The sequence below is a fragment of the Streptomyces sp. NPDC001980 genome, from assembly GCF_040296885.1.
Lineage (GTDB): Bacteria > Actinomycetota > Actinomycetes > Streptomycetales > Streptomycetaceae > Streptomyces.
In genome coordinates this window covers 1-22,845 of sequence record NZ_JBEOYD010000029.1, presented here as the reverse complement: position 1 = coordinate 22,845, position 22,845 = coordinate 1, and the positions used below count along the sequence as shown (strand labels likewise).

The window sequence follows — 22,845 nt, the reverse complement described above, 5'->3', positions numbered from 1 at the left end:
GCGGACGGACCGACGGCCGTCCATGGCGCGCACGATGTGGGACAGCTCCGTCGGCAAGAAGACCGTGATGGCCGTCAGCGGCCTGATCATGCTGCTCTACCTGGTCGTCCACATGATCGGGAACCTGAAGATCTACTTCGGGGCGGGCGAGTTCAACCACTACGCCCACTGGCTGCGCACCATCGGCGAACCGTTCATGCACTACGAGTGGACGCTCTGGCTCATCCGGATCGTCCTGGTCGTCGCCGTGGTCGCCCACGCCACGTCCGCCTACCAGCTCAGCCGCCGCGACATCAAGGCACGCCCGAGCAAGTACGTGCACAAGAAGCCGCGGGCTTCCTACGCCACGCGCACCATGCGCTGGGGCGGGATCATCCTCGGCCTGTTCATCGTCTGGCACATCCTGGACCTGACCACCGGCACCGTGCACTCCGGCGGCTTCCAGGAGGGCCACCCGTACCAGAACGTCGTGGACACCTTCTCCACCTGGTACGGCGACGTCATCTACATCGTCGCGATGCTCGCGCTCGGCCTGCACGTGCGGCACGGCTTCTGGAGCGCCGCCCAGACCCTCGGCGTCGGCAGCCGCACCCGCGACCGCGCCCTCAAGATCACGGCCGACGTCCTCGCGCTGCTGCTCACGGCCGGCTTCATCGCCGTACCCGTGGGCGTCATGACCGGAGTGGTGAGCTGACATGACCGACTACGTGAACTACCCGACCGGCGCACCCGTCTCCGACGGCAAGGCTCCCGACGGTCCGATCAGCGAGCGCTGGGACAAGCGCCGTTTCGAGGCCAAGCTGGTCAACCCCGCCAACCGGCGCAAGCACACGGTGATCGTCGTCGGTACCGGTCTGGCCGGCGGTTCCGCCGGGGCCACCCTCGCCGAACAGGGCTACCACGTCGTCCAGTTCTGCTACCAGGACTCCCCGCGCCGCGCCCACTCGATCGCCGCGCAGGGCGGGATCAACGCGGCGAAGAACTACCGCAACGACGGCGACTCCATCCACCGGCTGTTCTACGACACCGTCAAGGGCGGCGACTTCCGGGCCCGTGAGTCGAACGTCCACCGCCTCGCCCAGATCTCCGTCGAGATCATCGACCAGTGCGTGGCACAGGGCGTCCCGTTCGCCCGCGAGTACGGCGGACTGCTCGACACCCGGTCCTTCGGCGGCGTCCAGGTGTCCCGGACCTTCTACGCCCGCGGCCAGACGGGCCAGCAGCTGCTCCTCGGCGCCTACCAGGCGCTGAGCAGGCAGATCGCCGCCGGGAACGTGGAGATGCACCCGCGTACCGAGATGCTCGACGTGATCGTGGTCGACGGACGGGCGCGCGGGATCGTGGCCCGGGACCTGATCACGGGCAAGATCGACACGTACTTCGCGGATGCCGTCGTCCTCGCCAGCGGCGGCTACGGCAACGTCTTCTACCTGTCGACGAACGCCATGAACTCCAACGCCACCGCGATCTGGCGGGCGCACCGGCGCGGCGCCTACTTCGCCAACCCCTGTTTCACGCAGATCCACCCCACCTGCATCCCGCGCACCGGCGACCACCAGTCCAAGCTCACCCTGATGAGCGAGTCGCTCCGCAACGACGGGCGGATCTGGGTGCCCAAGGCCAAGGGCGACACCCGGCCCGCGAACCGGATCCCCGAGGACGAGCGCGACTACTACCTGGAGCGCATCTACCCGTCCTTCGGCAACCTGGTCCCGCGCGACATCGCCTCCCGCGCCGCAAAGAACGTCTGCGACGAGGGGCGAGGTGTCGGCCCCGGCGGGCAGGGGGTCTATCTGGACTTCGCCGACGCCATCAAGCGGATGGGTCGGAAGGCCGTCGAGGCGAAGTACGGCAACCTCTTCGACATGTACCAGCGGATCACGGACGAGGATCCGTACGAGGTGCCGATGCGGATCTATCCCGCCGTGCACTACACGATGGGCGGGCTGTGGGTCGACTACGACCTCCAGACCACCGTCCCCGGCCTGTTCGCGGTCGGCGAGGCCAACTTCTCCGACCACGGCGCGAACCGGCTGGGCGCGAGTGCGCTGATGCAGGGCCTGGCCGACGGCTACTTCGTCCTCCCGGCCACCATCAACGACTACCTCGCCCGCCACCCGCACCAGGAGGCGGTGACCGACGAACACCCCGTCGTCCAGGAGGTGCTGGCCGAGACCGAGGACCGGCTGAACCTGCTGCTGTCCGTCGACGGCGACCGCACCCCGGACTCCTTCCACCGCGAACTCGGCGAGCTGATGTGGGAGTTCTGCGGCATGGCCCGCACGGACGCCGGGCTGCGCAAGGCACTTGAGCGGATCCCGCAGATCCGTGAGGAGTTCTGGCGGCGGATCAAGGTGCCGGGGACCGGCGAGGAGTTCAACCAGTCCCTGGAGAAGGCCAACCGCATCGTCGACTACCTGGAGCTGGCCGAGCTGATGTGCCTCGACGCGCTGCACCGCGCCGAGTCCTGCGGCGGTCACTTCCGGGAGGAGTCCCAGACGCCGGACGGCGAGGCCGCCCGCAAGGACGACGAGTTCGCGTACGCGGCCGCCTGGGAGTTCACCGGCACCGGGGACGCCCCGGTGCTGCACAAGGAAGACCTGGTCTTCGAGTACGTCCACCCCACCCAGCGGAGCTACGCATGAAGCTCACCCTGCGCGTCTGGCGGCAGCAGAACGCCGACGCCGACGGCGCGATGTCCACGTACGAGGTGGACGGCATCTCCTCCGACATGTCCTTCCTGGAGATGCTCGACACCCTCAACGAGGAGCTCATCCTCAAGGGCGAGGACCCGGTCGCCTTCGACCACGACTGCCGCGAGGGCATCTGCGGCGCGTGCTCCCTCGTGATCAACGGGGACGCGCACGGGCCGGAGCGCACCACCACCTGCCAGCTGCACATGCGGTCCTTCCAGGACGGCGACACGATCGACATCGAGCCGTGGCGGGCGTCCGCGTTCCCGGTGATCAAGGACCTGGTGGTGGACCGGTCGGCGTTCGACCGGATCATCCAGGCCGGCGGGTACGTCACCGCGCCGACCGGGTCCGCGCCGGAGGCCCACGCCACGGCGGTGCCGAAGGCCGACGCCGACTTCGCGTTCGAGCACGCGGAGTGCATCGGGTGCGGGGCGTGTGTCGCCGCGTGCCCGAACGGGGCGGCGATGCTGTTCACGTCCGCCAAGGTGAATCACCTGAACGTCCTGCCGCAGGGGGCGCCCGAGCGGGAGACGCGGGTGCTGGACATGGTGGCGCAGATGGACGCGGAGGGGTTCGGGGGGTGCACGCTGACGGGGGAGTGCGCGACGGCTTGCCCGAAGGGGATTCCGCTGGTGTCCATTACGAGCATGAACAAGGAGTGGCTGCGGGCCACCCGGAAGGCCGGGAAGCGGTAGCGCCGTTGCGGGGTGCGGCGCCGTCGTGGCTGGTCGCGCAGTTCCCCGCGCCCCTATCGGGGCGCTTCAGTGAACGTTCGCCGAAAGGTGCGGACGGGCGGGGTCGGGGAGTGGTGCTCACCGGCCCCGTCTCGCGTTCTTTACGGCCGTTTGATCACGGTAGGGTTACCCTCAGGCGTCCGTGAGTGACCGGAGAGGCTCCGACCCCCGGCATTCAGCAGTCGCACATCCACGGGTCCCGCGCACGTCACGCCGAGTCCAGCCTGCCACGGAAGAAAGCAGGTGCAGATTTCCTCAGCTTCCGCTCGGCGCAGGAGACCTCCATGACCGCCATGCCCGCCTCACCCCCCGCTCTCGCCGCCCCGCCCGGGGACTCCGGCTACCTGGTGCAGCTCGCCCGTGACGAGGACGACGTCCGGGCCGCACAGCGGCTGCGCTACCAGGTGTTCGCCGGAGAGATGGGCGCCCGGCTCGACGGGCCGGAGCCGGGACTGGACGTGGACGCCTTCGACGCGTACTGCGACCACCTCCTCATCCGCGAGGCCCTCACCGGCGAGGTCGTCGGCACCTACCGGCTGCTGCCGCCGGAGCGTGCCGCGGTCGCCGGCCGCCTCTACTCCGAGGGCGAGTTCGACCTGAGCACGCTCGCCCCCATCCGCTCCGGCCTGGTCGAGGTCGGCCGGTCCTGCGTGCACCCCGCCCACCGCGACGGTGCCGTCATCGGCCTGATCTGGGCCGGCATAGCCCGGTACATGGTCGACCGCGGCCACGAGTGGCTGGCCGGCTGCTGCTCCGTTCCGCTCGCCGACGGCGGCGCGCTCGCCGCCGCCACCTGGGACAGGGTCCAGGCCAAGCACCTCGCACCGGAGGAGTTCCGGGTACGGCCCCTGAACCCCTGGGTCCCCAGCGTGCCGGCCCCCGAGGGCCGTACCGAGCTGCCCGCCCTGCTGCGCGGTTACATCCGCCTCGGCGCCTGGGTGTGCGGCGAGCCCGCGCACGACCCGGAATTCGGGGTCGCCGACATGTACGTGCTGCTGTCGATGCGCCGCGTCAACGCGCGCTATCTGCGGCACTTCCTCTCGCTCGTCCCGGCCTGATGAGCGTCTGGCTGCCCAGCGCGCCCTGCACCCCGGGCGCCTGCGTGGAGCGCGCGGGGTCCCTCACGACCCTGCCCCGGGCCGTGCTGCGGTTCGCCGCGGTCGTGGCCCTGATGCTCGTCGCCATCGCGCTGCTGCCGCTCGGCGGGCGGATCCCGACCGAATGGGTGCGGCGGTTCTCCCGCACGCTCGTCCGGGCCGCCGGGGTCCAGGTCCGGATCACCGGCAGGGCGCCGGACAGCGGCGGGGTGCTCCTTGTCGCCAACCACATCTCCTGGATGGACATCCCGCTGCTGGCCGCCGTCCGGCCGGCGCGGATGCTCGCCAAGAAGGAGATCCGCGAGTGGCCGGTGGCCGGCGCGCTGGTGGCCGGGGCCGGGGCCCTGTTCATCGACCGGGACCGGCTGCGCGCGCTGCCCGACACGGTCGGCCGGATAGCGGGGGCGCTGCGGGAGGGCGCCGCGGTGGTCGCCTTCCCGGAGGGCAGCACCTGGTGCGGCCGGGCCCAGGGGCGGTTCCGGCGGGCCGTGTTCCAGGCCGCGCTGGACGCCGGCGCGCCCGTGCAGCCGGTGCGGCTGTACTACCGGCTGGAAGCGGGAGCGGCCAGCACCGTGCCCGCCTATGTCGGCGCGGACACGCTGCTGGCCTCCCTCTGGCGAGTGGTGTCGACCCGCGGCCTGGTGGCCGAGGTGGACATACGGCCGCTGATAGCGGCCGGCAGCCACCCGGACCGTCGTACCCTCGCCCGCGCCGCCCAGCCGGTGACCCACGAGCCGGCCTGGACGCACGCGGCTCTGGTGAGCCCCGAGCGGGCTTCTCAGTGGTCGGTCTCCAAGTGGAGCTTGAGCAAGTCGACACCGTAGTCGCCGCCGTTGGGCGTGCGGATGATGGTGTGGATGTGCTGCTGGGTGGGCGTGCCGTTCGGGCCGCCCATGCCACTGCCGCCGCCCGGCCCGCCGGAGGGCATACCGCCGGTGGGCTGCCCGGTCATCTGGCCGGTGGGCTGTCCTGAGGGCCGGCCGCCGGTGCCGGTCTTCGTCCCGTAGGCGAGCGGGGACTGGGCGTCGTACTCGATGAGCACGACCGGGCTGTGCACCCGGTAGTAGAAGGCCGAGGTGTCCTTGGTCTCGCCCAGCCAGTAGAAGTAGGTCTTGTCCAGGTACTTCTCGACCTCCTTCATCTTCACCCCGGCGTGCCCGTCGTCCATGTAGCCGACGTACACCCGGACCAGGTCGAGGAGTTTGTCCCGCTGGGCCGCGGTGAGCTCGGAGCCGGGCAGGCCCTGGTAGGCGAGCTTGAGGTTGTCGGAGCCGGCGCCCGCCTTCATGTCGGTGCCGGACTTGCTCACCTTGGCGTCGATCACCTTGGCGCGCTGGGCCGAGGTCAGGGAGCGCAGCAGCGCCAGACCGGCCTCGGTCTCCGGCTTGAAGAGGGTGATCTTCTCGCCCTTGTAGGTGGCCGAGGTCGGCTCGGAGCCCATGAAGGTCGGCGTCATCACGACCTGGTCGCCGAGGACGAAGTAGTTGATGGCGACATGGTGGCCCTCGTACTGGAAGCCCCACGGCTTGCTGGTCGACGGGGTGCCCATGAAGGTGAAGAAGTAGGCGCCCTCGGTGAGGGTCTCCCGGTTGCCGCCGTTGTAGTCGCCCAGGAACTGGTTGAGCTTCATGATGTTGCGGGTCTGGGTGAGACCCTTCGCGGACAGCGCGGCACCGAGCAGCGCGTAGCCCGACTCCCGCTTCCTGTCCGTGATGTCGCCCATCCGGACGCCCTTGCGCTCGTAGCCGTCGACGTTGCTCCAGGCCAGCCACTCGTCGTCGGCCACGTCGAAGGTGCAGGACTTGCGCTCCTTCGCGCCGAGGCCGTCGAGGAACGCCTGCGCGGCCTTGACGACCTTGTCCGTGGAGACGCCGGTGGAGTGGATCGAGTACAGGTCGTCGACGACCTTGCCGTCCGTGGTGAGGCCCGTGAAGTCCTTGTACTTGACCTCGGTCTGGCCGGGGCCCATGCCGCCGGGGCCGCCCGAGGGCATGCCGCCGTTCGGGGCCCCGGAGGGCGAACTCGACGCGTTCGACGAGCCGTCGGAGCAGCCGGTCATGGTCGCCAGCGCGGCGACACCGCCGGCGAGCAGCGCCTTGTTCATGAACCAGCGACGGCTGCGCTCGGCTTCGGGGGTGCGGGGGTGGTGTCCGTGCATGCGCCCAAGGTTCCGGGGCAACCTGAAGCGTTCCTGAAGACCGTCAGCGGAGGGAACGGGACAGATAGGGTGCGGTGACGCTGCCCCCGGCCCCGGCGACCGCGGCCGGCGGGCCCGCCGCGACGATCTGTCCGCCCCGGTCCCCGCCGCCCGGCCCCAGGTCGATCACCCAGTCGGCGTCCGCCACGACCGTCATGTCGTGTTCGACCACCACGACCGTGTGCCCGGCGTCGACCAGCCCGTGCAACTGCCTCATCAGCACCTCGACATCGGCCGGATGCAGCCCCGTCGTCGGCTCGTCGAGGAGGTAGAGGCTGTGGCCGCGCCGGCCGCGCTGCAACTCGCCCGCCAGCTTGATGCGCTGGGCCTCGCCGCCGGACAACTCCGTGGCGGGCTGCCCGAGTCGCAGATAGCCGAGGCCCACGTCGAGGAGCGTGGCCAGGCTGCGCGCGACGGCCGGGGTGTCCGCGAAGAACTCCGCCGCGCTCTCCACGGTCAGGTCCAGCACCTCGGCGATGCTGCGTCCCCGGTACGTCACGTCGAGCGTCTCCGGGTTGTAGCGCGCCCCGCCGCAGTCCGGGCACGGCGCGTAGGTGCTCGGCAGGAACAGCAGCTCCACGCTGACGAACCCCTCGCCCTGGCAGGTCTCGCAGCGACCCCCGGCCACGTTGAAGGAGAACCGTCCGACGCCGTAACCGCGCTCCCGCGCCCGCTCGGTACCTGCGAAGACCTTCCGTACGACGTCGAACAGGCCGGTGTAGGTGGCCAGGTTGGACCGCGGGGTGCGGCCGATCGGCTTCTGGTCGACGGAGACCAGGCGCCCGACCTCGGCCCGTTCCCCGGTGATCTCGCCGATCAGCGTCGACTTGCCGGAACCGGAGACCCCGGTGACGGCGGTCAGGACGCCGAGCGGGAACTCGGCCGTGACCGCGCGGAGGTTGTGCCGGGTCACCGGGCCGACCGTCAACCAGCCTCTGGCGGGGCGCAGTTCACGCGCGGGGGCGGAATCCGGCGCGAACAGACAGCGGGCGGTGGCCGACTCCGCGACGCCGGCCAGCTCCGCCACCGGCCCGCTGTACAGCACCTCGCCGCCGTGCTCGCCGGCCCGTGGACCCACGTCCACCAGCCAGTCGGCGCCGCGCACCACGTCCAGGTGGTGCTCCACCACGAACACCGAGTTCCCGGCCGCCTTCAGCCGCGCCAGAACCGTCAGCAGCGCCTCGGTGTCCGCCGGGTGCAGCCCGGCCGACGGCTCGTCCAGGACGTAGACGACACCGAAGAGCCCGGAGCGCAACTGGGTGGCCAGGCGCAGGCGTTGGAGCTCGCCCGCGGAGAGGGTGGGTGCGGCCCGGTCGAGGCTGAGATAGCCGAGGCCCAGCTCGACGACGGGGGCGATCCGGGAGGTGAGGTCCGCGGTGAGGACCCGCACGGTCTCCGACTCGTTCCGGTCGGCGGCGTCGCCCAGGAGTCCGGCCAGCTCGGTCAACGGCAGCGCGACGAGCTCGGCGATCGTACGGCCGGCGAACATCACGGCGAGGGCCTCCGGCCGCAGCCTGCTGCCGCCGCACACCGGACAGGGCGCACTGGTCAGGAACCGCTCCGCCCTCGCCCGCAGCGTCGGGCTCTTGGAATCCGAGAAGGTCTTCAGCACGTACCGGCGGGCGCTCATGTACGTGCCCTGATAAGGCCGTTGGATGCGGTCGGCGTCCCGGACCGGATGCACGGTGACCACCGGCTGCTCGTCCGTGAAGAGGATCCACTCGCGCTGCTCGGCGGGCAGGTCGCGCCACGGCCGGTCCACGTCGTAGCCGAGTGCGTCCAGGACGTCCCGCAGGTTCTTGCCCTGCCAGGCGCCCGGCCAGGCGGCGATGGCGCCCTCGCGGATGGACAGCGACGGGTCGGGGACCAGCGACTCCTCGGTCGTGCCGTGCACCCGGCCCAGGCCGTGGCACCCGGGGCAGGCGCCCGCCGCCGTGTTGGGGGAGAACGCGTCGGAATCGAGCCGCTCGGCGCCGGGCGGGTAGTCCCCGGCGCGCGAGAACAGCATGCGCAGGGAGTTGGAGAGGTTGGTGACCGTGCCGACGGAGGAACGGGAGGTGGGGGCCGAGCGACGCTGCTGCAGCGAGACCGCCGGCGGCAGCCCGCTGATCTCCGCGACCTTCGGCGCCCCGACCTGGTGGATCAGCCGGCGCGCGTACGGTGCGACCGACTCGAAGTAGCGCCGCTGGGCCTCGGCGTAGATCGTGCCGAACGCCAGGGACGACTTCCCCGAGCCGGACACACCGGTGAAGACGGCCAGCACGTCCCGGGGGATGTCCACGTCGACGCCCTTGAGGTTGTGCTCACGGGCGCCACGCACGCGGACGTACGGGTCGTGGGGGCTGTGCATCGGACGGACACTCCGTGACGGGCGGCTCGCGGGGCAGGGACAAACCCCGCGATCCTAGACCCTGTCGTTTGGATCATCCCGGCGTCGAAAAGTGCCGCACCTCATAGCCAGGCTGATCCAAACGACAGGGCCTGGCCCGGGGCAGCCCTCTACTGCGGAGGGTCGCCCTGCCTCCGCTCCCGTTCGATGTAGTCGTCGGCCTGCTTCTGGGCCGTGTCGACCTGGGACTGGTACTTGTTTCCGGTCCGCTGGTCGATCATGTCGCCGCCCTTTTGGACGCCCTGTTTGGCCTGGTCCTCGTGGCCCTTGAGCATCCCCTTGAGCTTGTCCAGCATGGACATGGCAGCCCTCCTCGCTGGTTGCGGCTTCCACCCCCAGCGTCACCGGCCGGGGCGCCGTCCGCATCTCGGCGGCCGTCCCCGTGCGGGCCCGGCGCGCCTGTGCGAGCTTGGAAGACGCGGACTTCCGCCGATCGCGAAGCCCTCCGGAGAGGCTCTCGCACAGCCGCCCCGCGGAGCCGCCCCGCACAGCTGTCCGCAGAAAGGCCCGGCCCCATGAGCACTTCCGGTTTCGGATTCGGACGCAGTCCCTTCGAGGAGTTCGACGAGCTGATGTCCCGCTTCTTCGGCGGCCCGGGGGCGGGTGCCCAGCCCCGCCGCCCGCAGCGCGTCGACATCGGCAGCCTGCTGTCCGAGCGGGCCCGGGAGCTGGTCGCCGAGGCCCGCGACCTCGCCGCCGTCGAGGGCAGCGAGGAACTGGACGCCCGGCATCTGCTGGCCGCCGCCACCACACTCGACTCCACCCGGCGGCTGCTCACCGAGGCGGGCGCCGAACCCGACCACCTCCGCGAGCGGCTCACCGCCGGCCACGGCGGCGGCGAGAAGTCCGAGCCCACCGCTCTCACCCCGGCCGCGAAACGCGCCCTCCTCGATGCTTACCAGATCTCCCGGGCCGAGGGGGCCTCCTACATCGGCCCCGAGCACCTGCTGCGCGCGCTCGCCGCGAACCCGGAGTCGGCGGCCGGGCGGGCACTCGGCGACAGCGGCTGGGAGCCGACCAGGATGCCGGCCGAGGGCGCGGCGGAGCGCAGGAAGCCCAGCACCACGCCGACCGTCGACGAGTACGGCCGTGACCTCACCGAGGACGCCCGGGCCGGGCGACTGGACCCGGTGATCGGGCGGGACGAGGAGGTCGAGCAGACCATCGAGGTGCTCTCCCGCCGCAGCAAGAACAACCCGGTGCTGATCGGTGACCCCGGGGTCGGCAAGACCGCCATCGTGGAGGGCATCGCGCAGCGGATCGTCGCCGGGGACGTGCCCAAGACCCTCGAAGGCAAGCGGCTGGTCTCCCTGGACCTGGCCGGGATGGTGGCCGGCACCAAGTACCGGGGCGAGTTCGAAGAACGGCTGAAGAAGCTGCTCGACGAGGTCCGCGAGCACGGCGACGAACTCGTCCTGTTCCTGGACGAGTTGCACACCGTGGTGGGCGCAGGGGGCGGCGGCGACGGGTCCCTCGACGCGGGCAACATCCTCAAACCCGCCCTCGCGCGCGGCGAGTTGCACCTCATCGGCGCGACCACCGTCGACGAGTACCGCAAGCACATCGAGAAGGACGCGGCCCTGGAGCGCCGGTTCGCGCCCATCCTGGTCGGCGAGCCCACCGTCGACGACACCATCGAGATCCTGCGCGGCCTGCGCGACCGCTACGAGGCCCACCACCAGGTCCGCATCACCGACGAGGCGGTGGTCGCGGCGGCCGAGCTGTCCGACCGGTACATCACCTCCCGGTTCCTGCCCGACAAGGCGATCGACCTGATGGACCAGGCCGCGGCCCGGGTCCGGCTGCGCTCGAAGACCCCGCCCACCGACACCCGGGACATCGAGGACCGGGTCGCCGCCCTGAACCGGGAGAAGGACCAGGCCGTCGCCGACGAGGAGTACGAGCGCGCCAAGGAACTCCGCGACCGCATCAGGGCGACCGAGGCCGAGCTGGAACAGGCCGGCACCGCCGAGGAACACGCGCCCAAGGTCACCGCCGAGGACATCGCCCAGGTCGTCTCCCGCACCACCGGCATCCCGGTCGCCGAGCTCACCGAGGAGGAGCGGGAGCGGCTGATGAAGCTGGAGGAGCACCTGCACGAGCGGGTCGTCGGCCAGGACGAGGCGATCACCGCCGTCGCCCGCGCGGTCCGCCGGGCCCGAGCCGGCATGAGCGACCCGAACCGGCCCGTCGGCAGCTTCCTCTTCCTCGGCCCGACCGGCGTCGGCAAGACCGAACTGGCCCGCGCCCTGGCCGCCGCCCTCTTCGGCGACGAGACCCGCATGATCCGCCTCGACATGAGCGAGTTCCAGGAGCGCCACACGGTCTCCCGGCTGGTCGGCGCCCCGCCCGGATACGTCGGCCACGAGGAGGCCGGCCAGCTCACCGAGGCGGTGCGCAGGCAGCCGTACGCCGTGCTCCTCCTCGACGAGGTGGAGAAGGCGCACCCGGACGTCTTCAACACCCTGCTCCAGCTCCTGGACGACGGCCGCCTCACCGACGCCCAGGGCCGTACCGTCGACTTCAAGAACACCGTCGTCATCATGACGTCGAACATCGGCGCCGACCGCATCCTGGCCGCGGGCACGGAGGACTACACCAAGGTCCGTGAGGCCGTGATGCCGGCCCTCCAGCAGCACTTCCGGCCGGAGTTCCTCAACCGCATCGACGAGATCATCGTCTTCCGCGGTCTGGACCGCACCCAACTGCGCGAGATCGTCGACCTGTTGCTGGAGCACACCCGGCGCCGGCTGAACGCCCAGGACGTCAGCCTCGAAGTCACCGACGCGGCCGCCGAGTTGCTCGCCAACCTCGGCCACCAGCCGGACTTCGGCGCCCGTCCGCTGCGCCGCACCATCCAGCGCGAGGTCGACGACCGCCTCGCCGACCTGCTGCTGTCCGGCCAGCTGGTGGCGGGCGAGCGGGCGGTGGTGGACGCGGCGAACGGCGAGATCGTGATCCGCTCCGACAAGCCGGCCACGGTCTGACCGGTGTGATCCTGATCGGCCTGATCAGGAGGCCACGATGCCGGCCAGCCGCCGGTACGAGTCCAGCAGCGCCGCGCGGTCGTACGTGCTCGTGGTGACCAGCACCTCGTCGGCGCCGGTCTCCTTCAGGACCGTCTCCAGCTCGTGCGCGACCTGGTCCTCGGTGCCGGCGATGTGCCCGGCGAGCCCGGACTCGTAGAAGCCGCGTTCCCGCGCGGTCATCGTCCGGGCTTCGACGGCCTCGGCCGGGGGCAGCGGTGGAAACGTGCCGTGGGTGCGGGAGTACGCCATCGACCAGGCCTCCGGGGCGAGCAGCCGGCGCGCCGCCTCGGGGGTGCCGGCGACCGCGACCGTCCCGGAGATCACCACGTACGGCTCGGCGGCCCAGGACGAGGGGCGGAAGCGGTCGCGGTAGTGGTCGATGCCGCGCCGCATCTTCTCGCGGCCGCGGAGATCGCCGATGACCATGGGCAGCCCGGCCCGGGCCGCGATGTCCGCGCCCTCGCCCATCGCCAGCACGAACGGCGGCACGCGCAGCCCCTCCGCCGGGCGGGCCCGCACCCCGGTCGGCGAGCTCCCCTCGAACCAGCCGAGCAGCTCGCCGAGCTGGGCCGAGAAGTCCTCGGCGTCGCCCTTGTCGCGTCCCAGCGCCCGGCGCACGCCGTCGGTGAAGCCGACCGACCGGCCGAGCCCCATGTCGATCCGCCCCGGATACAGCGACTCCAGCACGCCGAACTGCTCGGCCACGACCAGCGGACGGTGGTTGGGCAGCATGACCCCGCCGGTCCCGACCCGGATGGTCCGGGTCGCGGCGGCCACGGCCGCGCCCAGGACGGTCGGCGCCGAACCGGCGACCCCGGGCACCCCGTGGTGCTCCGACACCCAGAAGCGGTGATAGCCGAGCGCCTCCACCTCCCGCGCCAGTGCCACGGTGTCCCGCAGCGCCTCACCGGGCGCGTGCCCCTCCCGGGTGCGGGAGCGGTCGAGGACGGAGAACCGGGTCCGGGCGATGGTTGCGTTCACACAGGGTTCAACAGCCGCGCGGCCACGGGATTCCCGGCGGGCCGGTCCGCCGTGGGTACCGTGCGGCCGCCGTCGGCCGAACCGCCGGGGGCCGTCGCGTTCTAGGGTTGCCGCGTGACAGAGAGCAGCAAGCGTCCGATCGCGGTGTTCGACATCGACAACACCCTCGCCGACACCGCGCACCGGCAGCGGTTCCTGGAGCGCAAGCCCCGGGACTGGGACGCGTTCTTCGCGGCCGCGCCGCACGATCCGCCGATCGCCGAGGGGATCGCGCTGGCCGTGGCGAGCGCCGAGGAGTGCGACATCGTCTACCTCACGGGGCGCCCCGAGCGCTACCGGCGCGACACGCTCGACTGGCTCGCCGCCCACGGGCTGCCCGAGGGGCGCGTGCACATGCGGCGCAACGCCGACCGCAGGCCCGCCCGGCAGACCAAGCTGGAGATCCTGCGTCGGCTCGCGGAAGGGCGTTCGGTCCGCTTCCTGGTCGATGACGACGAGCTGGTGTGCGACGCCGCCGAACGGGCCGGGTTCACCGTCGTACGGGCCCGCTGGGCCGACCGCTCGGCCGCGCTGGAGCAGGCCCAGGAGGGGGAGGGACGGACCTGACGGTACGGCGTCAGTCCTCTTCGTCGATGCGGAAGCCCACCTTCAGGCCCACCTGGTAGTGCTCGATCTGCCCGTTCTCGATCTGGCCCCTGACCTGCGTGACCTCGAACCAGTCCAGGTTGCGCAGAGTCTGGTTGGCGCGTGCGACACCGTTGCGGATGGCCTGGTCGATGCCCTCGTGCGAGGTGCCGACGATCTCGGTGACCCGGTAGGTGTGGTTCGTCATCGGGAAGCTCCTCTCGTCGTCACTCCACGGTGCCGCATCCGGAAGCGGAGCGCGAGGCGTCGGTTCCGAAACGCCTGCAGCCCTTGACCCTCCGTATTGGTCCATACCAAAATCCCGTACACCCGTACGAGCCCGGTGCTCGTTCCCCCACGTCGGGCCCCTTCGCCTGTCCGCCAGACAGAACAGGAACCCTCGTGAGACATCGCCGCCCACTCGCCCTCGTCTGCGTGTCCGCCGCCCTGCTGAGCGCCTGTGGAGTCCTGCCGGGCGGAGGGGGCGGTCGGCACACGGTCACGGTGTGGCTGATGCGGAACAGCGCCTCGGCGGGCTTCCTGCACCGCTTCACCGCGGACTTCGAGCGCACCCACAAGGACATCCGCCTGGACATCCGCATCCAGGACTGGACCGGCATCGTGGACAAGGTGCAGACGGCCCTGAAGAGCGACTCCGCCGACGCGCCCGACGTCATCGAGGTCGGCAACACCCAGGTCCCGCAGTACGTCGAGGACGGCCGGCTCACCGACCTCACCCTGGAGTCGATGCGCGACTGGGGCAAGGAGCACTGGCTGCCCGGCCTCGCCGAGCCGGGCCGGGACGACTCCCGCCAGTACGGCATCCCCTGGTACGCCGCCAACCGGGTGGTCATCTACCGCAGGGACCTGTTCGAGAAGGCCGGGATCACCTCCCCGCCGAAGACCCGCGAGGAGTGGCTGGCCGACACCGAGAAGCTCAACTCCGGTGGGAACCAAGGGATCTACCTCGCCGGACAGGACTGGTACACCCTCTCCGGGTTCATCTGGGACGAGGGCGGAGACCTCGCCCGGGAGACGGACGCCGAGTGGAAGGGCACCCTCGACAGCCCGGCCGCGCTGCGCGGGATGGACTTCTACCGGCGACTCCAGGCCCTCGGCAAGGGACCCGTCGACGCCGACGAGGAACACCCGCCCCAGGCCCAGGTGTTCGCGGGCGGGCAGGTGGCGCAGATCGTCGCGGTGCCCGGCCTCGCCCAGTCGATCGTGCAGGAGAACCCAGAACTGAAGGACGAGATCGGGTACTTCCCGGTGCCGGGGCTCACCGCGGACCACCCCGGTGCCGTCTTCACCGGCGGCTCCGACCTGGTCGTACCGCAGAACACCGACCGGCCCTACGACGCGACCGCCGTCGTCGGCGCGCTGACCGGCGCCAAGTGGGACACCGACCTGGCCCGCACCATGAACTACGTGCCCAACAAGACCACGCTGGCGGGCGCGGTGGCCGGGGAGGAGGGGGTCGCCGCCATGGCGGCGGGTGCCGCGCGAGGGCGGGCGACCCCCCACAGCCCGGACTGGCCGGCGGTGGAGGCCGACAACCCGATCAAGGGCTACATGACCAAGGTGCTCGGCGGAGCGGACCCCGCGACCGAGGCCCGCCGCGCCTCCCGGCGGATCACCGAACTGCTCGCGCCGGACTTCGGGTGACCCGACGGATCACCACTCAGCGGATTACTCCGTGGATCACTCAGCGGGCGACGCTCAGGGAGAGCGCGAAGCGGCCCTGCGCGTCGGTCCACCAGTTGGTCAGCTCCAGCCCCGCGGCGGCCAGTTCGGCGGTCACCCCGTCCCGCCGGAACTTCGCCGACACCTCGGTGCGCAGCTCCTCACCCGCCGCGAAGTCCACGGCCAGATCGAGCGCGGGCACCTTCACGGTCTGCGCCACCCGGGAGCGCAGCCGCATCTCGATCCACTCGTTGTCCGCGTCCCACAGGGCGACGTGGTCGAAGGCGTCCGGGTCGAAGTCGGCGTCCAGCTCCCGGTCCACGACGGCGAGGACGTTCTTGTTGAACTCGGCCGTCACCCCGGCCGCGTCGTCGTACGCCCGGACCAGCACCCCCTCGTCCTTGACCAGGTCGGTGCCGAGCAGCAGCGCGTCGCCGGACGCGAGCCGCCGGCGTACCGAGGCCAGGAACTCCGCCCGCTCGGCGGGCAGCAGGTTGCCGATCGTGCCGCCGAGGAACACCAGCAGCCGGGGCCCCGGCGTCTCGGGCAGCTCCAGCCGGCCGGTGAAGTCGGCGATCAGGGCGTGCACGGACAGCCCCGGCCGCTCCGCGACGAGCGCCTCGCCGGCCTGGGTCAGCGCGCTCTCGCTGACGTCGACCGGGACGTACACCTCAAGGGCGGTGAGCGCGTCGATGAGCAGGCGGGTCTTCTCGGAGGAGCCGGAGCCCAGCTCCACCAGGGTGCGGGCACCGCTGGCGGCGGCGATCTCGCCGGACCGGGCGAGCAGGATCTCCCGCTCGGCCCGGGTCGGGTAGTACTCGGGCAGCTCGGTGATCTGCTCGAACAGCTCGCTGCCCCGGGCGTCGTAGAACCACTTCGGCGGCAGCGTCTTGGGCGTGGCGGTGAGACCGGTCAGGACATCGGCGCGCAGCGCGGCGTCCGTCGCGTCCTCGGGAAGGGTGCGGGTGACACGGAAGGGACTCACGTACAGGGCTCCTTTGGTGGTACCGATGCCAGGTCCTCGACCGGGGCGAGTACGACGCCCGCGCGGCTCGCGGTGAGCAGCGTGCGGTCGGGGACCTCCTGCCAGCGCGGGTCGTCGTCGTACGGCTCGGAGGCGACGACGGTGCGCAGGCCGGGTTCCGCGAGGTAGTGGAGGCTGTCGCCCCACGCGGTGGCGGTGATGGTCTCGCCGTCGGTGAGGAGGAGGTTGAGCCGGGCCGCGGGCGCCGCCTCGGCCACCTGCTGAACCGTTTCGGCGAGGGCCGGGCCCGGCTCCGTACCGGACCGCAGCCGGTGCAGGGCCAGCGCCCAGACGAACGCCGAGTCGGTGCGGGCCTCCATCGACAGCAGGTCGGCCGGGGGCAGCAGCGGGACCAGGGGCGCCATGGACCCCGGCCAGCCCGGGATCGCCCCGTTGTGGCTGAACAGCCAGCGGCCCGCGGCGAACGGCGCCGCCGCGGCCTCCCCGTCCGCGCCCGCCAGGGTCGCGTCCCGGACGGCGGCCAGCAGCGCGCCGGTGCGCACGACCCGGGCCAGGTCGGCGAAGGACTGGTCGGCCCAGATCGGCCCGGCCCGCCGGTAGCGGGCCGGCTGCGGATCCGCCGGGGCGTACCAGCCCACCCCGAAGCCGTCCGCGTTGACCGTCCCGTACCGCTGGAGCCGGGGTGCCCACGACTGCCGGTAGAGGGAGTGCTCGGGCTCCACGAGGAGCCGGCCGAGCGGCTCCTCGGGTCCCAGACAGGCCAGGTGACGGCACATCAGGCGGTCTCCGCCGAGCGTGCGGTGCGGAAACCGGAGAAGATCTGCCGCCGGATCGGGTAGTCCCAGTTGCGGAACGTCCCCCGGCACGCCACCTGGTCCACGGCGAACGAACCGCCGCGCAGCACCTTGTGCTCGGGGCCGAAGAACACCTCCGAGTACTCCTTGTACGGGAAGGCGGTGAAGCCGGGGTAGGGCAGGAAGTCGCTGGACGTCCACTCCCACACGTCACCGATCAACTGACGTACGCCGAGCGGTGATTCACCCTCCGGGTAGCTGCCGGCCGGGGCCGGGCGCAGGTGCCGCTGGCCCAGGTTGGCGTGGTTCGGCGCCGGGTCGGCGTCGCCCCACGGGTAGCGCCGGGACCGGTTCTCGCCGGGGTGGTGCCGGGCGGCCTTCTCCCACTCGGCCTCGGTGGGCAGCCGGCGCCCGGCCCAGCGGGCGTAGGCGTCCGCCTCGTACCAGCAGACGTGCAGCACCGGCTCCTCGGGCGGCACGACCTCCGTGACCCCGAACCGGCGGCGCAGCCACTGGCCGCCCTCCCGGTGCCAGAAGTGCGGCGCGGTGATGGAGTGCTGCCGGATGTGCGCCCAGCCCTCCGGGGTCCACCAGCGTTCGTTCTCGTAACCGCCGTCCTCGATGAACTCAAGGTACTGGCCGTTGGTCACCGGAGTGGTGTCGATCCAGTAGGGCGCCACCTCCCGCCGGTGCGCGGGGCGTTCGTTGTCCAGCGCCCAGGGCTCGGTGGAGGTGCCCATGGTGAACGGGCCGCCGGGGACCAGGACTTCGGCCGGGCCGGTGAACGGCGGCGCCGGAGCCGGGTCCGGGGCGGTCAGGGCCTGGGGGCCCTTGCGGAGCTGATGGGTGATCAGCATCGTCTCGTCGTGCTGCTGTTCGTGCTGCGCGATCATTCCGAAGGCGAAGCCCGCCTCGGTCAGCCGGGTGCCGCTGAACGCCGCGCCCTCCAGCAGGTCCAGGGCCCGGCCGCGCACCTCCGCCGCGTACTGCCGGGCCTCGGCGGGCGGCAGCAGCGGCAGCGAGGGCCGCTCGGAGCGCGGATGCTCGAAGGCGTCGTAGAGGCTGTCGATCTCGGGGCGCATCGCCTCCCGGCCGCCGACGTTGCGCAGCAGCCAGAGTTCCTCCTGGTTGCCGATGTGCGCGAGGTCCCAGACCAGCGGGGACATCAGCGGGGAGTGCTGGGCGGTGAGGTCGGGGCCCTCCACGCAGCTGGTCAGCAGCGTGGTGCGGTCGCGGGCCGTGGTCAGGGACTGCAGCGCCCGGTCCCGCAGGGTCTCGATATCGATGTCGACGTCGGTCTCGGTCATGCGCTGATGTCCTTCCCATGGGCGCGAGCGGCCGTGCCGCGGAGTCGGTCCAGCAGGTCGTCGGCCGGGCAGCGGCCCCGCAGCACGTACCGGTCCCGGTACGTGGCCACGGCGTCGACGACCTCGGGGGTCGCGCCGATCCTCGGCAGGGCCTCCAGCGCCGCCGTGAAACAGGCGACGGCGGCCTCGTGCAGCTCCGGGTCGCGGAGCCCGGTGCGGGCCGCGTCGATCCACAGCGGGTTGTTCGGGGCGGGCTGCTGCCCCGCCCGCTCGGCCAGCGGTTTCACCGTCCGGTACGCGGTCTCGGCGGCCTCCGGGTCGTCGAACAGCGCCGCCGTCACCGCCAGCGGCACGATCCAGCCGTCGTCGCCGGGCTGTGCGTCGATCATCCGCAGCTCCAGATGACCGCGCGGCCTGACCGGCGGGAACAGCGTGGTGAGGTGGTAGGCGAGATCCGCGCCGGTGGGCGCCCCCGACCGGGTCCAGGCCCGGAACGTCAGGCCCTCGGGTACATCCCAGGGGCCGCCGTCCCGCCGTACGCACATCACCGGTGCGTCGAGCACATGCCGGGCCCAGGCGGTGCGCGGGTCGCCGTCCAGCGGGGGAGCGCCCGCGCGGCCCGCGCCGATCTCCATCCACAGCAGCTGCCGGGTGGAGACCCAGCCGGTGGGCCGGTGCCCGACCAGCGGGGAGTTCGCGAACGCGGCCACCAGCACCGGGCCCAGCTGATGGGCGAGCCACCAGCGCCGGACGTACCCGAGCGGGCCGGGCTCCTCGTGGCCGGCGTCCAGGCAGACCTGGACGGACGCCGAGGAGCACATCATGTGCCGGCCCGCCGTGCCGGTACGGTCCAGGCAGCTCTCCATCGCGTCGTAGCGCGGCTCGCGCAGGAAGCGGCGGGGGGTGTGCCAGGGATCGTGACCGACGCCCACGAGTCCGAGGTCCTGTTCGGCGAGGACCTTGCGGACGGCGTCCAGGTCGGCGGAGACGGTGCGTATGCACTCCGTGAGGGAGGCGGCGGGCGGCGAGCTGAGCTCCAGCTGGCCGCCGGGTTCGACGGTGAGCGCCGACCCCAGGGGCACCGTGCGCAGTGCGGCGTAGGCCGCTTCGAGTCGTTCGGGTGTCACCGGGAGCTGCGGCCTGCGCAGCTCGTGGACCAGCCATTCCACTTCCACCCCGAGCGTGCGGGGCGGGCCGGTCTTGAAGCAGATGCCCTTGACCAGGGCCTCCACCTCGGCTTCGGTGACAGCCGTGCGGTCGTCCGAGAAGTCGGTTCTCACCGACCCGTCGGTACAGTCGCCGCTGTCGGATATAGAGTCGGACATGTCGGGATCCTCCTGAAGATTCCACCATGCCGCCGCCCCGGTCGTGGTTGTGTCCGGGACGGCATCGTCCGTTCCACCCAAGACCGTCGCGTCCATTCGCACAAGGGCACCTATCGGGACGTTCTAGATCGGTAACCTCTGCTTCCTTGTTGCTTCGCTGCTGCTTTGTTGCGCGTTTCCGGCCGTTTCGGGCCAGGGAAACTCCGTTGCACGGCACCACCAGCATCGCCCAGGATGCGTGCATGAGCACGACGGGGGAGGCCGCGCGGGCCGCGGCCATGGCGTCCACGGGGGTGGCGCCATGAGCGCGCGCCTGCGCGGCATCGCACGGCAGACCGAAGAGATCGTGGCGGCGGGGAGCTACCGCGCGCCCGACGGCCGGGAGGTCCTCCTGGCCGCGGACATCGCGGCCGCACGGGCGGGGACGCGGCTGTACGGCCCGGAAGCGGTGCCGGTGCCGCCGGCCCCGGACCTGGACGCCGTGTTCGAGGTCACCGGCGAGAGCAGCCTGGAGGCCGCCCGCCGCCTCGCCGACGCCCCGGTGGCCGTACTCAACTTCGCCTCGGCCCGCAATCCGGGCGGCGGCTACCTGAACGGCGCCCAGGCGCAGGAGGAGGCCCTGTGCCGGGCCTCCGCGCTGTACACGTGCGTGCGCGAGGCCGCCGCCTACTACGACCGCCACCGCGCGCACCGTGACCCCTTCTACACGGACCGCGTGATCCACTCCCCGGCCGTCCCGGTCTTCCGCGACGACCGCGGCGCGCTGCTCGCCGAGCCCTACCGCGCGGGCTTCCTCACGGCCGCCGCGCCCAACGCCGGCGTGATCCGCCGTACGGCTCCGGAGCGGACCGGTGAACTGCCTCAGGCCCTCGCCGTACGGGCCGAACGGGTGCTGGAGGTGGCCGCCGCGCACGGCTACCGGCGGCTGGTTCTCGGCGCCTGGGGCTGCGGGGTGTTCCAGAACGACCCCGCACAGGTCGCGGGCGCCTTCCGGGGGCTGCTGGGCCCCGGCGGACGGTTCGCGGGGACCTTCGAACACGTGGTGTTCGGGGTCCTGGACCGCACGCCGGGATCCGTGGTCCGGGGCGCCTTCGCCGAGGCTTTCCGGACTGCCGGCGCCGACGCCCAGTGGCTCAGTTCCAGCCGTAGCGCTCGTGCAGCCGGTGGCGTACGAGGTTGAAGCGGCCCCGGTCCAGGGCGCAGGCCTCGCGGCGCATGCCGTCCTCGTGCAGCCGCAGGACGCGGTCCACGTCCACCCAGGAGTCGCGCCCGGTGCGGTCCCACGGCCCGCTGCCGATGGCCACCCACTCGCGGTCGTTGTCGTGCCGCTTGCTGGACAGCTGGACGGCGAGCAGGGTGCCGGCCGCCTCCCGGGCGACGACCAGGACCGGCCGGTCCTTGCCCCGCCCGTCGTTCTCCTCGAAGGGCACCCAGGTCCACACGATCTCACCGGGGTCGGGGTCGCCGTCGTGGGCGGGGGAGTACTCGGTGCGCACCTTGCCGACCTCGTGCGGGTCGGCCTCGGTGGTCGCGGTCGGGCCGTACCGGCCGGGGATGTTCTCGTCGTCGATAAACGCAGTCACGAGGGCACCCTAAGGGGCCTCAGCCAGCGAGAACAGGCGGGGTGCCGGTGCGGTGCAGCTCCGCCTCGATCAACTCGACGGTCATCTCCGGGCGTTCGAGGTGCGGAAGGTGGCCGGCCTCGGGGATCGGCTCGAACCGGCCCTGCGGGAAGGCCTTCGCGTAGGCGGCGCCGTACGCGGGCGTGACGATACGGTCGCTCTCGCCCCAGATCACCAGCGCGGGCTGCCGAACCCGCCCCAGCCGGGGGAGCAGCTTGGGGTCGGTCATCCGGCCGCCGTCCGTGAGCAGCCGCATGGTCGCCATGTTGGCCTGGCGGCGGGCGAGTTCGGCGGCGGGGAGGGTGGCCGGGTCGACGTAGAAGCGGTCCGGGTCGTGCCAGGAGTGCTCGGCCTGGGCGCGCGGGTCCAGCGCGAAGAAGTCGGTGACCTGTTCGCCCTCGATGTCCGCGCCGACCGCGTTGATGAGGACCAGGCCGGTGATCAGCCCGGCCGTGTCACGTATGGCCATCTCGACGGCGAGTTGGCCGCCCAGCGAGGAGCCGATGACCAGGACGTCGTTCAACTCCGCGTCCTGGAGCAGGTGGAGGTACGCGACGGCGAGGTCGTCGACGTCGGTCAGCCAGTCGGGGCGGGGGGTGCCGTCCCAGCCGGGGTGGACCGGGGCGAGGGTGCGGGCCGACCCGGCGAGGCGGGCGGCGAGGCCGGCGACCGTGGCGGGGCCGCCGCCTCCGTGGAGCACGAGCACCGGACGGCCGGAACCGGCCTCGGTCAGGGAGATGGGGAGGTCGGGGTACACCTGGGCGTTGCGGTTCGTCGTCATGCCGCTCACTCTAACTAAGGATGTTTATATAAACAAGCTTAGTCATCGGCTACAGTGGAGCCATGCACGATGACCTGCAAGTTCTCGGAAGAGCGGTGAAACAGGCCCAGTACCGGCAGCACCGGGCGATGGACAGCGCGCTCTCGGCCGTCGGCACCACCCTCGCGCAGTGGGACGCGCTGCGCGCCATCGACCGGTCGCCGGGTGCCTCGGCGCGCGAGCTGGCCGCGGCCACCTTCCAGAGCGAGCAGGCCTTCGGCACGCTGGTGGGGCGGCTGGTCGCGCAGGGGCTGGTGGAGCGGCGACCGGGCCACGGGCGGCGGATCCGGCACCACCTCACCCCCGACGGGGAGCGGACGCTGGCGGCCGGGCACGGGGTGGCCGGCGAGGTGCTCGCGGACTGCTTCGCCGGGCTGTCGGCGGCGGAGCGGGCGACGCTGCTGGAGCTGCTGCAGCGGCTCAACGCGCAGGAATGAGCACAGGGTGCCCCCGGCCGCGGCCGGGGGCACCCGGTGCTTCGGTTGTACTTCGGCTGTTAATCGCCGCCCCACCTCCACCAGCACCATCTGCGACGTCGGGGCCGTGACCCCGTTGAGGACCG

21 protein-coding genes are annotated in these 22,845 nt (G+C 71.9%); 10 read left to right on the top strand and 11 right to left on the bottom strand.

What is annotated here, in order from left to right:
* Window positions 1-22: 22 nt before the first annotated feature.
* From ABT137_RS34745 to ABT137_RS34725, 5 genes are all read left to right on the top strand, one after another.
* On the top strand, window positions 23-694 hold the full coding sequence (locus tag ABT137_RS34745) for a succinate dehydrogenase (protein ID WP_351715202.1): 672 nt from the start codon (window positions 23-25) through the stop codon (window positions 692-694).
* Window position 695: 1 nt separating this feature from the next.
* Window positions 696-2,645, top strand: coding sequence for a fumarate reductase/succinate dehydrogenase flavoprotein subunit (locus tag ABT137_RS34740; RefSeq protein WP_351715109.1), 1,950 nt, complete (start codon window positions 696-698; stop codon window positions 2,643-2,645).
* The gene (locus tag ABT137_RS34735) at window positions 2,642-3,391 is read left to right on the top strand and encodes a succinate dehydrogenase/fumarate reductase iron-sulfur subunit (RefSeq protein ID WP_351715108.1); all 750 of its coding nucleotides are present in this window, start codon (window positions 2,642-2,644) and stop codon (window positions 3,389-3,391) included. The genes ABT137_RS34740 and ABT137_RS34735 overlap by 4 nt, the downstream gene beginning before the upstream one ends.
* Window positions 3,392-3,714: 323 nt before the next feature.
* Window positions 3,715-4,488, top strand: a complete 774-nt coding sequence (locus tag ABT137_RS34730; protein ID WP_502984619.1) for a GNAT family N-acetyltransferase — start codon at window positions 3,715-3,717, stop codon at window positions 4,486-4,488.
* Window positions 4,488-5,351 (top strand): lysophospholipid acyltransferase family protein, encoded by an 864-nt coding sequence (locus ABT137_RS34725; RefSeq protein WP_351715107.1) that lies wholly within the window; start codon window positions 4,488-4,490, stop codon window positions 5,349-5,351. The genes ABT137_RS34730 and ABT137_RS34725 overlap by 1 nt, the downstream gene beginning before the upstream one ends.
* On the opposite strand, the gene ABT137_RS34720 is transcribed toward ABT137_RS34725, so the two are convergent.
* From ABT137_RS34720 to ABT137_RS34710, 3 genes are all read right to left on the bottom strand, one after another.
* On the bottom strand, window positions 5,306-6,685 hold the full coding sequence (locus ABT137_RS34720; protein ID WP_351715106.1) for a DUF3500 domain-containing protein: 1,380 nt from the start codon (window positions 6,683-6,685) through the stop codon (window positions 5,306-5,308). The genes ABT137_RS34725 and ABT137_RS34720 overlap by 46 nt on opposite strands.
* Window positions 6,686-6,728: 43 nt before the next feature.
* Window positions 6,729-9,074, bottom strand: coding sequence for an ATP-binding cassette domain-containing protein (locus tag ABT137_RS34715; RefSeq protein ID WP_351715105.1), 2,346 nt, complete (start codon window positions 9,072-9,074; stop codon window positions 6,729-6,731).
* A 149-nt stretch (window positions 9,075-9,223) separates the two neighbouring features.
* On the bottom strand, window positions 9,224-9,415 hold the full coding sequence (locus tag ABT137_RS34710) for an antitoxin (RefSeq protein ID WP_351715104.1): 192 nt from the start codon (window positions 9,413-9,415) through the stop codon (window positions 9,224-9,226).
* Between the two features lie 213 nt (window positions 9,416-9,628).
* Here ABT137_RS34710 and ABT137_RS34705 point away from each other — a divergent pair, with 213 nt between their 5' ends.
* Entirely contained in the window at window positions 9,629-12,100 is a 2,472-nt protein-coding gene (locus ABT137_RS34705) for an ATP-dependent Clp protease ATP-binding subunit (protein WP_351715103.1), read from the top strand.
* A gap of 24 nt (window positions 12,101-12,124) precedes the next feature.
* On the opposite strand, the gene ABT137_RS34700 is transcribed toward ABT137_RS34705, so the two are convergent.
* The gene (locus tag ABT137_RS34700) at window positions 12,125-13,123 is read right to left on the bottom strand and encodes an LLM class flavin-dependent oxidoreductase (protein ID WP_351715102.1); all 999 of its coding nucleotides are present in this window, start codon (window positions 13,121-13,123) and stop codon (window positions 12,125-12,127) included.
* Window positions 13,124-13,237: 114 nt separating this feature from the next.
* Here ABT137_RS34700 and ABT137_RS34695 point away from each other — a divergent pair, with 114 nt between their 5' ends.
* Window positions 13,238-13,729: a phosphatase domain-containing protein gene (locus tag ABT137_RS34695; RefSeq protein WP_351715101.1), complete on the top strand. Its 492-nt coding sequence runs from the start codon at window positions 13,238-13,240 to the stop codon at window positions 13,727-13,729.
* A 10-nt stretch (window positions 13,730-13,739) separates the two neighbouring features.
* On the opposite strand, the gene ABT137_RS34690 is transcribed toward ABT137_RS34695, so the two are convergent.
* A complete protein-coding gene (locus tag ABT137_RS34690; RefSeq protein WP_351715100.1) occupies window positions 13,740-13,955 on the bottom strand; it encodes a dodecin in 216 nt (71 codons plus the stop codon).
* A gap of 194 nt (window positions 13,956-14,149) precedes the next feature.
* Between ABT137_RS34690 and ABT137_RS34685 the strand changes: the two genes are divergently transcribed.
* The gene (locus ABT137_RS34685; protein ID WP_351715099.1) at window positions 14,150-15,412 is read left to right on the top strand and encodes an extracellular solute-binding protein; all 1,263 of its coding nucleotides are present in this window, start codon (window positions 14,150-14,152) and stop codon (window positions 15,410-15,412) included.
* 40 nt (window positions 15,413-15,452) lie between these two features.
* On the opposite strand, the gene egtD is transcribed toward ABT137_RS34685, so the two are convergent.
* Genes egtD through egtA form a run of 4 tightly spaced genes read right to left on the bottom strand, consistent with a single transcriptional unit; the run spans window position 15,453 to window position 19,841 of the window.
* On the bottom strand, window positions 15,453-16,415 hold the full coding sequence (egtD, locus tag ABT137_RS34680) for an L-histidine N(alpha)-methyltransferase (protein ID WP_351715098.1): 963 nt from the start codon (window positions 16,413-16,415) through the stop codon (window positions 15,453-15,455).
* Window positions 16,412-17,191 carry an ergothioneine biosynthesis protein EgtC gene (egtC, locus tag ABT137_RS34675; protein ID WP_351715097.1) on the bottom strand — a complete coding sequence of 260 codons (780 nt, stop codon included), beginning with the start codon at window positions 17,189-17,191 and terminating at the stop codon, window positions 16,412-16,414. Before egtC ends, egtD begins: the two co-directional genes overlap by 4 nt.
* Complete coding sequence (gene egtB / locus ABT137_RS34670) at window positions 17,191-18,516, bottom strand: ergothioneine biosynthesis protein EgtB (RefSeq protein ID WP_351715096.1); 1,326 nt, start codon at window positions 18,514-18,516, stop codon at window positions 17,191-17,193. The genes egtC and egtB overlap by 1 nt, the downstream gene beginning before the upstream one ends.
* On the bottom strand, window positions 18,513-19,841 hold the full coding sequence (gene egtA, locus ABT137_RS34665; RefSeq protein ID WP_351715095.1) for an ergothioneine biosynthesis glutamate--cysteine ligase EgtA: 1,329 nt from the start codon (window positions 19,839-19,841) through the stop codon (window positions 18,513-18,515). The genes egtB and egtA overlap by 4 nt, the downstream gene beginning before the upstream one ends.
* A gap of 301 nt (window positions 19,842-20,142) precedes the next feature.
* Here egtA and ABT137_RS34660 point away from each other — a divergent pair, with 301 nt between their 5' ends.
* Window positions 20,143-21,021 (top strand): TIGR02452 family protein, encoded by an 879-nt coding sequence (locus ABT137_RS34660; protein ID WP_351715094.1) that lies wholly within the window; start codon window positions 20,143-20,145, stop codon window positions 21,019-21,021.
* On the opposite strand, the gene ABT137_RS34655 is transcribed toward ABT137_RS34660, so the two are convergent.
* Together ABT137_RS34655 and ABT137_RS34650 are read right to left on the bottom strand one after the other, a co-directional pair.
* Window positions 20,975-21,424 carry a type II toxin-antitoxin system PemK/MazF family toxin gene (locus ABT137_RS34655; RefSeq protein ID WP_351715093.1) on the bottom strand — a complete coding sequence of 150 codons (450 nt, stop codon included), beginning with the start codon at window positions 21,422-21,424 and terminating at the stop codon, window positions 20,975-20,977. The genes ABT137_RS34660 and ABT137_RS34655 overlap by 47 nt on opposite strands.
* A 19-nt stretch (window positions 21,425-21,443) precedes the next feature.
* Window positions 21,444-22,244, bottom strand: coding sequence for an alpha/beta fold hydrolase (locus ABT137_RS34650; RefSeq protein WP_351715092.1), 801 nt, complete (start codon window positions 22,242-22,244; stop codon window positions 21,444-21,446).
* A 62-nt stretch (window positions 22,245-22,306) separates the two neighbouring features.
* On the opposite strand from ABT137_RS34650, the gene ABT137_RS34645 reads away from it, so the two are divergent.
* The gene (locus ABT137_RS34645; protein ID WP_351715091.1) at window positions 22,307-22,720 is read left to right on the top strand and encodes a MarR family winged helix-turn-helix transcriptional regulator; all 414 of its coding nucleotides are present in this window, start codon (window positions 22,307-22,309) and stop codon (window positions 22,718-22,720) included.
* Window positions 22,721-22,845 lie beyond the last annotated feature (125 nt).